General features: G+C 62.6%; 13 protein-coding genes. 8 read left to right on the top strand and 5 right to left on the bottom strand.

Annotation, left to right across the window (positions count from 1 at the left end; all coding sequences use genetic code 11):
* Window positions 1–128: 128 nt before the first annotated feature.
* Entirely contained in the window at window positions 129–995 is an 867-nt protein-coding gene (locus GSQ90_RS18440; protein WP_158816347.1) for a hypothetical protein, read from the bottom strand.
* A gap of 190 nt (window positions 996–1,185) precedes the next feature.
* Window positions 1,186–1,938 (bottom strand): GntR family transcriptional regulator, encoded by a 753-nt coding sequence (locus tag GSQ90_RS18445; protein WP_158816348.1) that lies wholly within the window; start codon window positions 1,936–1,938, stop codon window positions 1,186–1,188.
* Window positions 1,939–2,206: 268 nt separating this feature from the next.
* On the opposite strand from GSQ90_RS18445, the gene GSQ90_RS18450 reads away from it, so the two are divergent.
* The 7 genes from GSQ90_RS18450 to GSQ90_RS18480 all read left to right on the top strand — a co-directional run bounded on the left by GSQ90_RS18450 (window position 2,207) and on the right by GSQ90_RS18480 (window position 8,524).
* Window positions 2,207–3,208, top strand: a complete 1,002-nt coding sequence (locus GSQ90_RS18450) for an ABC transporter ATP-binding protein (RefSeq protein WP_158816349.1) — start codon at window positions 2,207–2,209, stop codon at window positions 3,206–3,208.
* Between the two features lie 28 nt (window positions 3,209–3,236).
* Window positions 3,237–4,532, top strand: coding sequence for a PotD/PotF family extracellular solute-binding protein (locus GSQ90_RS18455; RefSeq protein ID WP_158816350.1), 1,296 nt, complete (start codon window positions 3,237–3,239; stop codon window positions 4,530–4,532).
* 71 nt (window positions 4,533–4,603) lie between these two features.
* On the top strand, window positions 4,604–5,500 hold the full coding sequence (locus GSQ90_RS18460) for an ABC transporter permease (protein WP_158816351.1): 897 nt from the start codon (window positions 4,604–4,606) through the stop codon (window positions 5,498–5,500).
* A gap of 3 nt (window positions 5,501–5,503) precedes the next feature.
* A complete protein-coding gene (locus tag GSQ90_RS18465; RefSeq protein ID WP_158816352.1) occupies window positions 5,504–6,388 on the top strand; it encodes an ABC transporter permease in 885 nt (294 codons plus the stop codon).
* Entirely contained in the window at window positions 6,389–7,120 is a 732-nt protein-coding gene (locus GSQ90_RS18470) for an aspartate/glutamate racemase family protein (protein ID WP_158816353.1), read from the top strand.
* 86 nt (window positions 7,121–7,206) lie between these two features.
* Window positions 7,207–8,115 (top strand): alpha/beta fold hydrolase, encoded by a 909-nt coding sequence (locus GSQ90_RS18475; protein WP_158816354.1) that lies wholly within the window; start codon window positions 7,207–7,209, stop codon window positions 8,113–8,115.
* Window positions 8,116–8,140: 25 nt separating this feature from the next.
* Entirely contained in the window at window positions 8,141–8,524 is a 384-nt protein-coding gene (locus GSQ90_RS18480; protein WP_158816355.1) for a RidA family protein, read from the top strand.
* A 4-nt stretch (window positions 8,525–8,528) separates the two neighbouring features.
* On the opposite strand, the gene GSQ90_RS18485 is transcribed toward GSQ90_RS18480, so the two are convergent.
* From GSQ90_RS18485 to atzF, 3 genes are all read right to left on the bottom strand, one after another.
* Window positions 8,529–9,371: a protein-L-isoaspartate O-methyltransferase gene (locus GSQ90_RS18485; protein ID WP_158816356.1), complete on the bottom strand. Its 843-nt coding sequence runs from the start codon at window positions 9,369–9,371 to the stop codon at window positions 8,529–8,531.
* Window positions 9,372–9,447: 76 nt separating this feature from the next.
* Window positions 9,448–10,347, bottom strand: a complete 900-nt coding sequence (locus GSQ90_RS18490; protein ID WP_158816357.1) for a polysaccharide deacetylase family protein — start codon at window positions 10,345–10,347, stop codon at window positions 9,448–9,450.
* Complete coding sequence (gene atzF, locus GSQ90_RS18495) at window positions 10,344–12,131, bottom strand: allophanate hydrolase (RefSeq protein WP_158816358.1); 1,788 nt, start codon at window positions 12,129–12,131, stop codon at window positions 10,344–10,346. Before atzF ends, GSQ90_RS18490 begins: the two co-directional genes overlap by 4 nt.
* Before the next feature lie 621 nt (window positions 12,132–12,752).
* On the opposite strand from atzF, the gene GSQ90_RS18500 reads away from it, so the two are divergent.
* Window positions 12,753–13,868, top strand: coding sequence for a BMP family ABC transporter substrate-binding protein (locus GSQ90_RS18500; protein ID WP_158816359.1), 1,116 nt, complete (start codon window positions 12,753–12,755; stop codon window positions 13,866–13,868).
* Window positions 13,869–13,880: the final 12 nt, after the last annotated feature.

The raw sequence follows: 13,880 nt of genomic DNA on the forward strand, positions 1-13,880 counted from the left end.
CGGGAGCTTGGGTTTTCGCGGCGGCCCTGACCGAACGGGACCATGATGCGCCGTCAGGCTTGCAATCCGTCACGGTCCATTGGCGTCGGGGTTTCATCGATCGTGCCGACGCTGAAACCGCCTCGGCTTCAATAGGCCGCCGGATGCGCGCAATAGCCATCGCCGGGCGCTGGCGCCCATCGGCGCGCGGCGGGTGAGACGAGTTCCTGACGCTCGCGAACGGCATATTGCGCGGGAATCGTCTCGGTGACCGTATGGGCGGGCTCCGCGACTTCTTCGACCATGCGCGTTCCGTAAACCGCGGGAATCGTTTCTTCGACGCTATGCGCGGGTTCGACGACCACCGGGCGTTCGCGCGTCTCATAGACAGCGGGAATCTCGGTGACGACCTCATGCGCGGGCTCGACGACTTCCTCGCGCTGCCGCGTTCCGTAAGTCGGGGGGATCGTCTCATCAATCGTTTGTTCGGCGCGCACCTGCACTTCCCGCGTGCGAGGCGTATAGAGCGCGGGGACATCGACCCAGCAGCCGACGGTGTCGCCATGCTTGAGGCCGACGCGCCATTCGCGGTGCGCCGGCGCCACAAGCACGTTCTCGGTCATTGTCCGGTATTCGGCGGGGATCGTGTGCGACACGGTTCGCGCCGGGGTCAATTCGACGCTTTCGCTCGTCACGCGGGTCACGGCAGGGACGACATGGACTTGCTGGCTGGCCGCGCGCACCAACACGTTTTCCGCCTCCAGGCGGGTGACGGCGGGCACGAAATGCGTGACCGTGCGCTCCCGCTGAACGATCACGTTTTGCTCGACCTGACGCGTCACGGCCGCCACATAATGCGCAACCTCGCGCTCGGGCGCGACGAGCACATTTTCTTCAATTGTTCGATATTGAGCGGGATCGACCACGACGCGATAGCAGGCGCTTCCGGCCAAAGCCGCAGATCCGCCAGCGGGAAGGGCGAGGCCGGCAAACAATAATGCAGCAAATTGGCGCAAAGCGCTCTCCTTACGTCTCTTCGGGCGGCCTCCGACGCCCATGGATACGCCGACCCCGCTGAGCCGCAAGAAAGTCCTGCAATTAACGTAAATTTAACCATGTCGCTGCCGGAAAGTCAGTCCGGACGGCGTTCGGACACCCTGTGGCAGTTCCGGGTATTGCCCAAAGGCCCGCGCCGCCACGGCGCCTTCACGCCAGCGCCAGCCGCTCGCGCAAGACGGCCGCCACATCGACGGGCGCGCCGCCGCCCCGCGCCAGATCGAGATCGCCGAGGATATGGTCGAGATGCTCGGTCATCAGCATCGCCGCCCTCTCGCCGTCGCGCGCCTCCAGCGCCGCCAGGAATTGCACATGGTCGTCATGACCGCATGCCGAGGCGGCGCCGCGGCCGTAGAGCGCGATGACGAGGGAGGAGCGCGAGATCAAGCCGCGCAGGAATGTCGTCAACACGCCTTCCCCGCAGACGGCTGCGACAGCGACATGAAACGCGCCAGAGAGGCGAATGGCGGCGTGCCGATCGCCGCGCCGCATCGCCTCTTGTTCTTCGTCCAGAATGGCCCGCAGCGCAATAATGTCGCTCGCCTCGATCTGGCGCGCGACTTCACGGGCGATCGCCGCCTCAACGAGTTTGCGGCCCTTGAAGACATCATGGGCGTCGGCGACCGTCGGCGCCGAAACAAAGGCGCCGCGGTTGCGCGAGATCGTGACGATATGATCGTGCGCCAGGGCCTGCAACGCGCTGCGCACGATAGTGCGGCTGACGCCAAACACCGCGCCGAGTTGCTCCTCGGTCAGCTTGGCGCCCGGCGGCAGTCGGTGTTCGACGACCGCCTCCAGCACATTGCAATAAAGGCTCGCGGCCCGCGAGCCGCCCGCGATGGAGCCGCGTCCGGGAGAGGGAAATTCCTTTTTTTCCTCGGGGGAAATCGCTGTCGCAGACATTGCGAAACGCGCACCTCTTTTATTGGTTGAGCAAGTCTGTCACGCATCCCCGATATGCGCCAACTCAATTTGTATACAATCGCGCTGAAATTGTGAACAACGGCGCCCAATAAACCGGCTAGCGCCCTTCGAGGCCGGCGCCCCACACCCGCGCGGCGCTATCAATCCTCAGCAACTTCATGGGCTTGGCTCCATTTCGCTGGGATGCCGATGCCGTGGCACATCCCTTGCTAAACCCTTAACGGGATCATTCGCCATATGTGAGGCCATGCCGCAACCCGCCAATCTCGAACTCGTCCATGTGACGAAGCGCTATGGGTCGACGACGGCGGTCGACGCCATCGATCTGCGCGTCGCAGCCGGCGAATATTGCTGTCTGCTCGGCCCTTCGGGCTGTGGCAAGACCTCAACCCTGCGTATGATCGCCGGCCATGAGAGCGCAAGCGAAGGCGACATCCTCATAGGGCCAACGAACGTCACGGACTTGCCGCCCGCCAAACGCGGCACGGCGATGATGTTCCAAAGCTATGCCCTGTTTCCGCATTTGTCCTGCCTCGACAATGTCGCGTTCTCGCTGAAGATGAAGGGCGTCGACAAGACGACCCGTCGCGCCAAGGCGATGGAATATTTGAGCCTCGTCGCGATGGAGCCCTACGCGGCGCGCGTGCCCGCGCAATTGTCGGGCGGCCAGCAGCAGCGCGTGGCCCTGGCGCGCGCCCTCGTCACCGATCCGCAAATCCTCCTGCTGGACGAGCCGCTTTCCGCCCTTGATCCTTTCCTGCGCGTGCGCATGCGCGCCGAGCTGCGGCAGATGCAAAAGCGGCTCGGCATTCCTTTCGTGCATGTCACGCACGGCCAGGACGAAGCTTTGGCGCTCGCCGATCTCGTGGTCGTGATGAACAAGGGCAAGATCGAGCAGGCGGCGCCCCCCAAGGAAGTCTTCGAAAAGCCCGCCACCGAATTCGTCGCGCGCTTTCTTGGCGGCCATAATGTGATCGCCACGCCAGGAGGTGCGATCGCCGTCCGCGCCGATCGCCTGACGCTGCACGCCAATGGCTCCGGCGCCAACGACACACGGCTGAACGCCGTCATTCGCGGCATCGAATATCAGGGCACGCATTATCAGGTCGCGCTCGAAAACGGCGCGAACACCGATCTCACGGCGACGGTCAGCGACGCCGCCTTCGCCGCGACCCCACTGTCGATCGGCGACAATGTCGCGGTTCAATGGGCCGATAACGATATCCACGCGCTTTCCCCGGCGCCTTGATAGGCACGGGTTTCAGGAGGAGAGGAATATGTCGAACAAATATACGGACAAAGGAGCGGGCGTTTCGCGCCGCAGCCTGCTGAAAGGCGCAGCCGGACTCGCAGGCGCGGCAGCAGGCGTCACGTCGGTCACCGGATTCCCGGCGGTTTGGGCGGCCGAGGAGAAAGTGCTGCGCTATCTCGGCACCGCCGTGAATCAATCGGACGACATCACCAAGAAGGTAAAGGCCGAAACCGGCATCACGATCCAGAACATTGTCGCCACGACCGACGACGTGACCAAGCGCGTCGCCACCCAGCCCAATTCCTTCGACATTCTCGACACCGAATATTTCAGCCTGAAGAAGCTGGTGCCGTCGGGCAACATCCTCGCGATGGACGCCAAGAAAATCAAGGAATTCGACAATATCACGCCGATCTTCACCAAAGGCCAATTGCCGAACGGCAAGGTCATCGGCGATCAGGGCACGGCGCCCAAGAAAGTCATGTTCCTCGAAGGCCAGCATTCCACAAAATTCTCGAAGACCCCGACCGAGTGGGTCACGCTGATCCCGACCGTCTACAACGCCGACACGCTCGGCATCCGTCCCGACCTCATCAAGCGCCCGATCAGCTCGTGGGCCGAACTTCTGAATCCTGAGTTCAAAGGCAAGGCGGCGATTCTCGATATTCCCTCGATCGGCATCATGGACGCCGCGATGGTCGTCGAGGCCATCGGCAAGTACAAGTATCCTGACAAGGGGAATATGACGAAGGCTGAGATCGACATGACGATCGCGGTTCTCACCGAAGCCAAGAAGTCTGGTCAGTTCCGCGCGTTCTGGAAGGATTTCAACGAGAGCGTCAATCTGATGGCCTCGGGCGAGACGGTCATTCAGTCGATGTGGTCGCCCGCCGTGACGGCGGTTCGCACCAAGGGCATCGCTTGCACCTTCCAACCGCTCAAGGAAGGTTATCGCTCTTGGGCTTCGGGCTTCTGCATGTCGAAGGGCGTGACGTCCAAGCAGTCGGAATGGGCCTACGAGTTCGTCAACTGGTTCCTCAGCGGCTATGCCGGCGCTTATCTCAACCGGCAAGGCTATTACTCGGCGGTTCTTTCCACCGCCAAAGCCAACATGGAGCCTTACGAATGGGCCTATTGGATGGAAGGCAAGCCCGCCGAAAAAGACATTAAGGCGCCGGATGGCTCCTTGCTCGAAAAGGCCGGCGCGGCGCGCGACGGCGGCTCCTACGACGACCGCATGGGCAATGTCGCCTGCTGGAACGCGGTCATGGACGAAAACGACTATATGGTCCGCAAGTGGAACGAGTTCATCGCGGCCTGAGGTTGAGATAACGCCGGCTCCTTCTCTCGCTTTGCGGGAGAAGGAGCCTATTTTACGCAAGGCAATTCCCCATGGCCGAAGCGCGCGCACCTCTGGAAAGCCCCGGTCTTCCCGGCTGGATTCAAGCGACGCCTTTCGCGTTGGTGTTCTTGCTGTTTTTCGTACTGCCGCTTTGTTTCGTCATCACGGTCAGCTTCTGGGACTACAACGACTACGAGATGATCCCGGCCTTCACGTCGCGCAGTTATGTCGAGAGTTTCGAGGGCTGCCTGACGCAACTTCCCGATCTTTGCACGATGTTGAAGACCTATGTCTCGACGGCGAAGTTTTGCGCCATCGTCTGGATCCTCACGCTCTTCATCGGTTTCACCGTCGCCTATTTCCTCGCTTTCTACGTGCGCAGCGCAACCACGCAGATGGTCCTGTTTCTGGTCTGCACGATTCCGTTCTGGACCTCGAACGTCATCCGGATGATCTCCTGGATTCCGCTGCTCGGGCGCAACGGCCTCGTCAATCAAGTCTTGATGAGCCTGCACATCGTGAACGCCCCGGTGGAATGGCTGCTCTATTCGCAATTCTCGGTCGCGCTCGCGTTCGTGCATCTCTTCACCTTCTTCATGGTGGCGCCGATTTTCAATTCCATGATGCGCATCGACCGTCGCCTGATCGAAGCGGCCTATGATTCAGGCGCCAGCACCTGGCAGATGCTGACCAATATCATCATTCCGCTCAGCAAGCCGGGCATCGCCATCGGCTCGATCTTCGTCGTCACGATCGTGATGGGCGATTTCATCACATTCAGTGAAATGGGCGGCGGCCAGATCGCCTCGGCCGGCAAGGTTATCGCCACGCGTTTGAGCGCGTTGCAATTTCCGCCGGCGGCGGCGAGCGCGGTGATCCTGTTGGTGGCGACCATGGTGATCATCACCGTGCTCAACCGCATCGTCGACATTCGCCGGGAGCTTTGAGCCATGAACGAGGGACGCTCTCCGGCCTTTTACGCGCTCGCAGCCTTCTTTTGCCTTTTCGTTCTCTTCCTTTACGGACCGATGATCGTCATTTTCGTCTTGTCGTTCCAGGGCCCGACCGGGGGCCTGACCTTCCCGATGAATGGCGTGTCCCTGCATTGGTTTCAACGGCTTTGGGAAGGCGGCGGCATCGTCGACATCGCAGGCGCCTTTAAGCGTTCGCTCGCGCTCGGCCTCGTTGTGATGGTGCTGACGGTTTTGTTCTCGCTCACGGCCGGGCTCGCCTTTCGCAAGCGTTTCTTCTTTTCAAACATATTGTTCTTCGTCACAGTGGCGAGCTTGATCGTGCCCTCGATCGTCACATCGCTGGGCATTGCGATTGAATTCCATGTGCTTGACGATGTCTTGAAGAATTACGGCCCGTCCTGGATCTCCGACAACCTTCAAACGACCATGGGCCAGTTCACTTCAGGCCTCGGCGCCCATCTGACCTGGACCCTGCCCTTCGGTCTGCTCGTGATGTTCGCGATTTTCAACCGCTTCGACGGCCGCTATGAGGAAGCGGCGCGCGATCAGGGCGCGACGCCCTCGCAGACTTTGCGCTATGTCGTGTTGCCAATCGTGGCGCCTTCGGTGGTCGGCGTCGGCCTGTTCGGTTTCACGCTGTCATGGGATGAAATCGCACGTTCCAGCCAGACCATGGGCGAGCACAACACGCTGCCCATGGAATTGCAGGCGCTGACGACAACGGTCACGAACCCGGACATCTATGCGCTCGGCACCACGACCACGGCCGTCTCATTCGGCGTCATCGCGGTCGCACTCGGATCGATCGCGATCCTACGCGCGCGCCAAGCACGCCACGGCTCCGACGCTGGACAGGCGTAAGTGAAGCTCCTCGTCGTTAATCCCAATACGAGCGCCGGCATGACCGCGCGGATCGGCGAGGCCGCGCGCGCCGCCGCAAGCGCCGGCACGCAGATCGCCGCCGTCAATCCGTCAAGCGGCCCGGCCTCGATCGAAGGTTATTTCGACGAAGCTTTCGCCGTGCCCGGCATGCTGGAGGAAATCATCAAGGGCGAGACGGCTGGAATCGACGCCTTTGTCATCGCCTGCTTCGACGACACCGGGCTTGAGGCGGCGCGCTGCTGCGCGAGCGGCCCCGTCATCGGCATTGGCGAGGCGGCGTTTCATCTGGCGACGCTGATCGCGCATCGCTTCAGCGTGGTGACCACCTTGTCGCGCTCGATCGCGCCGATCGAAGCCAACCTCGTGAAATATGGCCTCGATCGTCGCTGCGCCCGCGTGCGCGCCTGCGACGTGCCGGTGCTCGCGCTCGACGACGCGGCTTCGGGCGCCCGCGCGAAATTGTCGGCGGAGATTGGGCGCGCAAAGGCGCAGGACGGCGCCGACGCGATCGTGCTGGGCTGCGCCGGCATGGCCGACCTTGCGGCGTCGCTGGCGCGCGAACATGGGCTGCCGGTGATCGATGGCGTCGCGGCGGCGGTCAAGCTCGCCGAGGCGCTGGTCGCGCTCGGGCACGCCACGTCGAAGAGCGGGCCCTACGCCAGGCCAATCCCGAAGGCGTTCGCTGGAATGTTTTCCGCGCTCTCCGCCTGATTTGCGCCGCCAAAGGCGGTCGCAACGCGGGCGGTTTGAATTTCAAGACAGCTCCGCTAACCTGACGAAATCAAGGAGACGCGCGAATGTCGCAGGCAAAGGTCAATGGCGTCGATATCGAGTTCGAAATCTTCGGACGCGACAGCGATCCCGCGATTCTGCTCATCATGGGCTATGCCGCGCAATTGACCCTGTGGCCCGAGCCGATGTGCCGCGGCCTGGCGGACAAAGGATTTCGCGTCATCCGCTTCGACAATCGCGATGTCGGCAAGTCCACGCATCTGATGGAGGAACCGGCGCCCGATTCGGCTGTCTTGATGAACAAGTTGATGACCGGCCAACCCTTTGAGATTCCCTATTCGTTGGACGACATGGCCGCGGACGCTGTAGGCCTGCTTGATGCGATCGGGATTGAGCAGGCGCATATCGTCGGCGCCTCGATGGGCGGCATGATCGCTCAACTCGTGGCGGTCAACCATCCTTCGAGGGCCCGCAGCCTAATTTCCATCATGTCGACGACAGGTCGGCGCGACCTACCGCCGGCCAAGCCCGAAGTGATGGCGGCGCTCGTCACGCCGCCCGCCAGCACGCGCCGCGACGATCTCATCGAATCCGCGGTCCGCACGTGGCGCGTCATCGGCAGCCCCGGCTATCCGCGCACTGACACGGAAATCCGCAAGCTCGCCGAGGAGGAGGTCGATCGGACTCCTTACGAACCGACAGGTTTTGCCCGTCAAATGGCGGCGATTATCGCCGCGCCGCCTCGCAACGAGATTCTGAAAGGCGTGCGCGCGCCGACGCTGGTCATCCACGGCGCCGACGACCCGCTGCTGCCGGTAGCCGGCGGCGAGGACACCGCGGCGAGCATTCCGGGCGCCGAACTCATCGTCATCCCTGGCGCCGGCCATGAGTTCCCGGATTCGCTCATATCGACTTATGTCCGGCACATCGGCGATTTCGTCTCGAAAGTCGAGGCGCGCGTGAAGACTTCATAGGCGCTGACGAACTCGGGAGCGGACGGTGCGATTTCACATGATTCCCGGCGGACCCAAACCCGTCGCGCCGTTCAGCCATGCCGTCGAGAGCGACGGCTTCATATTCGTCACCGGGCAGATGCCGGATACGCCTGCCGCTCCGGGTATCCTGCCCGAGGGCGTCGCCGCGCAGACGCGCAACGTCATGGCCAATCTTTCGACAGTGCTGGCCGGCCTTGGCCTCGCGCTCGAACATGTCGTGATGGCGCGCGTCTATCTCACGCGTTTCAAGGACGATTACGTTGAGATGAACGAGGTTTATCGGACCTTCTTCGCCGAAGGCCGTCTGCCGGCGCGCACCTGCGTCGGCGTGACCGGCCTTGCTTATGACGCACTGATTGAGATCGATCTGATCGCGCGCCGTCCTTGAATAATCACGTTTGATGTCCGCCGGTGAATGGCACGAACGGGATGATCGCGCCACCGTAGATGTCCGAGCGCGTCACGCTCATCGTCCCGTCCGCCGCCTTTTGCTTGACCGCCTTAATGACATGCTGCGCGCCGGGCGGCCCGACGGGGATGACCATGATGCCGCGGGGGCTTATCTGTTGCAGGAGCGGCGGCGGGATATGGTCGATGCCGCAGGTGACGATGATCTTATCGAAGGGCGCCGCCTCTTCCCAACCGTAGTAGCCGTCAGCGTTCTTTGTATTGATGACGCTGTATTCGCTATAGCCGCGCGCGATCAGCGAATCATAGAGCGCGCGGGTGCGCCTGGCTAACGCCGGAATGATTTCGATCGACCAGATCTTGTCGGTGAGGTTCGACAGATAGGCCGATTGGTAGCCCGACCCCGTGCCGATTTCGAGCACCTTGTCGCCGCGCTTGATCCCTAATGTGTTGGTCATGCGCGCCACCGTATGAGGGCCGGTGATGGTGACGCCAAAACCGATGTTGAGATGATGCCATTCATAGGCGCGCGACAGATTCTCGGCCGTCACGAACTCCTCACGCGGGGTGAGCAGATACGCCCGCTTGTCCGCTTCGTCCCACAGGTCTTGATGGCTGACGAGTTGTAGAAAGCGATCGAAGCGTTGCCCGAGATAGCCCGCGTCCTCGCCGCGATTCTTCTGCATCCACGAAACGAAGGCCTCGCGGTCGCTCATCGGTGGAGAGACGTCGGGGGAGAGGGGCGCGGGGACGTTGGCCCGAGCGGGCGAGATGTTGGCGAAGGCGAGGGCGCTTGCGGAGGCGAGCAGGAAATGGCGTCGGTTCATGAGAATGCTCGGTTGCATGTGCAGCAATTGTGCGCCGTGCGGGCTCGCGCGACAATGGGGGCGCGAACTCAGGCTCTCACCCTCCCGGTATGCTCCCCTTCGGGAGCGCCCGCACATGGTCCGCTATCGCCCCCGTCGTCGTCAGCCAGATGCGCTGCCGATGCGCGGCGATATGCGTCAGCGCGCGGCGCAGGTGGCGCAGGCGATGGGGCTGGCCGACAATATAGGGATGCAACGCGACGCCCATGACGAGCGGCTCATGCGCGCTCTGCGCCAGCATTTCGTCGAAATGATCGACGATCATTTGCGCGAAAGCCGCGCCCTCGATCTTGCGCGCGACTATCATCGGGATGTCGTTGATCTCCTGCGGATAGGGCACGGCGAGGATCGGCCCATGCGTCGTGCGCATAAAGATTGGCTGATCGTCCATGCACCAGTCGAGCAAATAATCGTAGCCCGCTTCCGCCAGCAGATCGGGCGTGGCGCGGCTTTGCGAAATCCACGGGCCGAGCCAGCCCCTGGGCTTGGCGCCCTCCTCGCGCGCGATGATCGCGGTCGCCTGCGCGATTAGCGCCGCCTCTTCGGCCTCGCTTAAAATCCCTTGTCTTTCGCTGTTGGTGCGCCCGTGCCCGACAAACTCGTCGCCGCGCGCGCGGAAGGCTTCCGCAAGGCCCGGCGCATGCGCGTAAATATCCGAATTGATCAGCACCGAGGCGGGCGCCTGCAAGGCGTCAAGCAAGTCGATCAGCCGCCAGGCGCCGACGCGATTGCCATAGTCGCGCCAGGCATAGTTCAGCACGTCGGGTTGCGGACCACCCGGCGCGAGCTCGGCGCCTAACCCTTCGCCGAACGCAAAACATTCAAGATTGATCGCGATATAGACGGCGAGGCCGGCGCCATTCGGCCAGAGATAGCGTGGGCGTCCGCGGATCGGCGAATAATCGTAGCGGCCATGGTTCGCGGGGGCGCGCGTCATAGCGAGCCGATATAGGCGCGCCAGCCGCCGAACTGCGTGACGTCTTTGGCCCCCTTCACCGCCTCGGCTTCGACAAGGAAGCCTTTGGCGCTGGTTCCATCGGTAAAGCTCAGCGTGCCGATGCCGAGCGGGCTTGGAATGGCCGCGACGAAAGCCCCGAACGCCTTGGCGTCGAGCGCCCAGATTTCGGCCTTTATCGAGACGCCTTCTTCCGGCGTCACCCGCAGCAGGCCGGGCTTGGCGGGGACCGCGCCCGGCAAAGCGTAGAGGCGATAGCTCGGGACGGTTTCAACTTCGCGTAGAAGAATTCCGCCCAGCTCCACCAGCTCGCGGTTGAGCGGCAGACCTGACAGATGCGCACCGACCGCCGCGATTTCGATCCGCCCCGGTGGCGCTTGCATGGGCGCTGACGCCGGCGCTTCAACGGCGAGGCCGGTCGCGCCCATCGTCACGCCCGAATGCGCCTGAACTTGCGCGGCGACGCCCGCCAGAAAACCGTCCGCGCCCGCGGGGCCGATCAGAGTCAGGCTGGAGGGCAATCCATCGGCGCGCATGCCGGAGGGCGCCGCGATCGCGGAGAGATCGAGCAGGTTGACGAAATTCGTATAGGTTCCGAGATTCGAATTAAGCGCGATCGGATCAGCCTCGACTTCAGCGATTGTGTAGGGGCGGGGCATAGTGGGCACAGCCATGATCTCGAACGCGGCCCAAACGGCGGCGCTCTGACGGCGCAGGGCGGCGAGTTTATACGTCGCCTGGAAGGCGGCGACCGCGTCATGTTTGCGGGCGCCTTCGATGATCGCGCGCGTCACGGGGTGAAGAGCGCCCGGATTGGTCTCGATCAGCGGCATAGTCGCGGCGTAACGCTCGGCGACCCAGGGGCCCTCATAGAGCAGCCGCGCCACGGCGTAGAACGGCTCCATGTCGAATTCGACGATTTTCGCCCCTAGCGAAACGAGCGCGGCGATGTCGCGCTCGAAGGCGGCCTGCGCCTCGCCATCGTCGAAGAATTTAAGTTGCGAAGCTCTCGGGACGCCGACGCGAAAATGCTTCGGCGCCGCTGACAGCGCTGGCGCGGCGAAGGCGCGCGACCACGGGTCGGCCGCGTCAAAACCCGCCGCGATCTGATAGACAAGAAAGGCGTCGGCGACATCAAGGGCGAAGATCGAGACGGTATCGAGCGTGCGGCAGGCGGGCGCCACGCCGGTCATCGACAGGGCGCCAAGCGTCGGTTTGAGTCCGACAACGCCATTGAGCGCGGCGGGCACCCTGCCGGAGCCAGCCGTATCCGTGCCGAGCGAAAAGGGCGTGAGCCCGGCGCCGACCGCCGTTGCGGAGCCGGAGCTGGAGCCGCCCGGAATAAGATCGGCCCGCAGCGCATTGCGCGGAACGCCATAAGGCGAACGCACGCCGACGAGGCCGGTGGCGAATTGATCGAGATTGGTCTTGCCGATGACGATCGCCCCTGCCCGCTCGAGCCGCTCGACAACGAAGGCCGAGCGCTCGGGCTGATATTCGAAGGCCGGACAAGCGGCTGTGGTCGGCAGGCCCGCGACATCGATATTGTCCTTGACGACGAAGGGAACGCCAAAGAGAGGCTTGGCCTCAGGGCCCGCCGCCTGAATGGAGACAGCCAACGCCAGCGCTTCGGCCTTCGGGCGCAACGCGATGAACAGGGCGGGATCGTCATGCGCCGCGATGCGGGCGTAGGTCTCCTCTATCGTGTCGGTCAGCTTTTTCCCGGCGGCATGGGCCGCAAGAACCGATTGAATCGTAAACCCCATGCCGTCGAACTCCATGTGTAAATAAGAAAAGACGCCTCTTTCGGGCCTCTATGCAAATCTCAGGCGATTGCGCGCCCTCCCGCTGATGCGAAGGCCGACTTCTCCTGCAAGTGAGAAGGGCGCGCGCGTCCCGCTCGCTATTCCGGCAAGGCGCCGCGATCTTGAGCAGTCTCTGACGTACGCCTCCGCTCCCAGGCCCAATGTTACGGGTTTGCTCGCTCAGGAACCGCTTGTCTATCGCCCGGCTAAGGTCGTTGGGACCCATCGAAACGGGCCGTCGAAGCGTTTCACCCGCCATCGTCGGGAACACGCCTCAACGTTCGGCCAGCATGCATTCATCGAGACGGGGACCTAACAGGAATTCACCAGACGGCGCAGACCGGCAATTTCTTCGCCAAGTCGTTCCATTTGCGCCGGCGTTGCGATTCCAGATGCACGATCTTTGAGCATCCAAGGCACGCAAAATCAGCACGCAACCCTAGATTATAAGCATGCACGATAGACTAATTGTATGCAATATCTAGGCTATGAATACATAAAGTGATTTTGGCATGCTCCTTGCTTTTCCCTCAACGCAGGCACGACATTTGCTCGCGCCTCCTATCGATAGAGGATCTCCCCATGGCACTAGCGAACCTTTCTCGTCGCGCGTTTCTGCAAACCACCGCCGCCGGAACGGCGGGCCTGGCGTTGAGCCTGGGGGGCGCGACGCGCGCTTTCGCAGCCGATCTTACCGTCGGCATTGTCTATGTCGGCGCACGCGACGACTTCGGTTGGAACCAGGCGCATGCGGTCGCCATTCAGGCGTTGAAACTGGTGCCCGGCGTCAAGGTCGTCGAGGAGGAGAACGTTCCTGAGACCGACGCCTGCGCCAAGACAATGGAATCGATGATCAACCTCGATGGCGCCGGGCTGATCCTGGCGACGTCCTTTGGCTATTACACGCCCTTCGTCGTCGACATGGCCAAGAAATACCCCAAAGTTGAATTCCGCCATGCCGCGCCCTTGTGGGACAAGGACAAGGACCCGAAGAACGCGGGCAGCTATTTCGGCTATCTCAACCAGGGCCATTATGTCGACGGCGTCGCCGCCGGACTGTCGACCAAATCGAACAAGCTTGGCTTCGTCGCCGCCAAACCGATCGCCAGCGTGCTCAGCAACATCAATTCGTTCATGCTGGGCGCGCGCAAGGTCAATCCGAACGCAGTGGTGCAGGTGATCTTCACCGGCGACTGGTCGATGCCGGTGCGTGAGGCGGAAGCGGCGAGCGCGTTGGTCGATGCGGGCTGCGACGTCATCACCTGCCATGTCGACTCGCCCAAGGTCGTGATCGAGACGGCCGAAAAACGCGGCGTGAAAAGCTGCGGCCATAACGCCAGTCAGGCGCCGCTTGCGCCCAAAGGCTTCATCACCGGCGCCGAATACAAATGGGAGACCATCTACAAGGGCTACGCCGCCGACCTTGCCGCCGGTAAAACGCTGTCGAACTTCACCGCCGGCGGCATCGAGCTCGATATGGTGCAGAACACGCCGTTCGGCGCCGGCGCGACCGACGCGGCCAAGACCGCCGCGACGGCGGCGATCGCCGATATGAAGGCGAAGAAGCCGATCTATGTCGGTCCGCTGAAAGACAATAAGACCGGCAAGATCGTCATCGACAAGACCTATGGCAATCTCGACCCCTACCTCGATCAGATGAACTATCTGCTCGAAGGCGTTGTCGGCTCGATCACTTAAAGCGAGGGCGCG

The organism is Methylocapsa sp. S129 (genome assembly GCF_009765995.1).
Classification (GTDB): Bacteria; Pseudomonadota; Alphaproteobacteria; order Rhizobiales; family Beijerinckiaceae; genus Roseiarcus.

What these genes read in the sequence shown, in the direction of transcription:
- GSQ90_RS18445 (WP_158816348.1), bottom strand. Translation starts at nt 1,938, where the DNA reads ATGTCTGCGACAGCGATTTCCCCCGAGGAAAAAAAGGAATTTCCCTCT.
- GSQ90_RS18450 (WP_158816349.1), top strand. Translation starts at nt 2,207, where the DNA reads ATGCCGCAACCCGCCAATCTCGAACTCGTCCATGTGACGAAGCGCTAT.
- GSQ90_RS18455 (WP_158816350.1), top strand. Translation starts at nt 3,237, where the DNA reads ATGTCGAACAAATATACGGACAAAGGAGCGGGCGTTTCGCGCCGCAGC.
- GSQ90_RS18460 (WP_158816351.1), top strand. Translation starts at nt 4,604, where the DNA reads ATGGCCGAAGCGCGCGCACCTCTGGAAAGCCCCGGTCTTCCCGGCTGG.
- GSQ90_RS18465 (WP_158816352.1), top strand. Translation starts at nt 5,504, where the DNA reads ATGAACGAGGGACGCTCTCCGGCCTTTTACGCGCTCGCAGCCTTCTTT.
- GSQ90_RS18475 (WP_158816354.1), top strand. Translation starts at nt 7,207, where the DNA reads ATGTCGCAGGCAAAGGTCAATGGCGTCGATATCGAGTTCGAAATCTTC.
- GSQ90_RS18485 (WP_158816356.1), bottom strand. Translation starts at nt 9,371, where the DNA reads ATGAACCGACGCCATTTCCTGCTCGCCTCCGCAAGCGCCCTCGCCTTC.
- GSQ90_RS18490 (WP_158816357.1), bottom strand. Translation starts at nt 10,347, where the DNA reads ATGACGCGCGCCCCCGCGAACCATGGCCGCTACGATTATTCGCCGATC.
- atzF (WP_158816358.1), bottom strand. Translation starts at nt 12,131, where the DNA reads ATGGGGTTTACGATTCAATCGGTTCTTGCGGCCCATGCCGCCGGGAAA.
- GSQ90_RS18500 (WP_158816359.1), top strand. Translation starts at nt 12,753, where the DNA reads ATGGCACTAGCGAACCTTTCTCGTCGCGCGTTTCTGCAAACCACCGCC.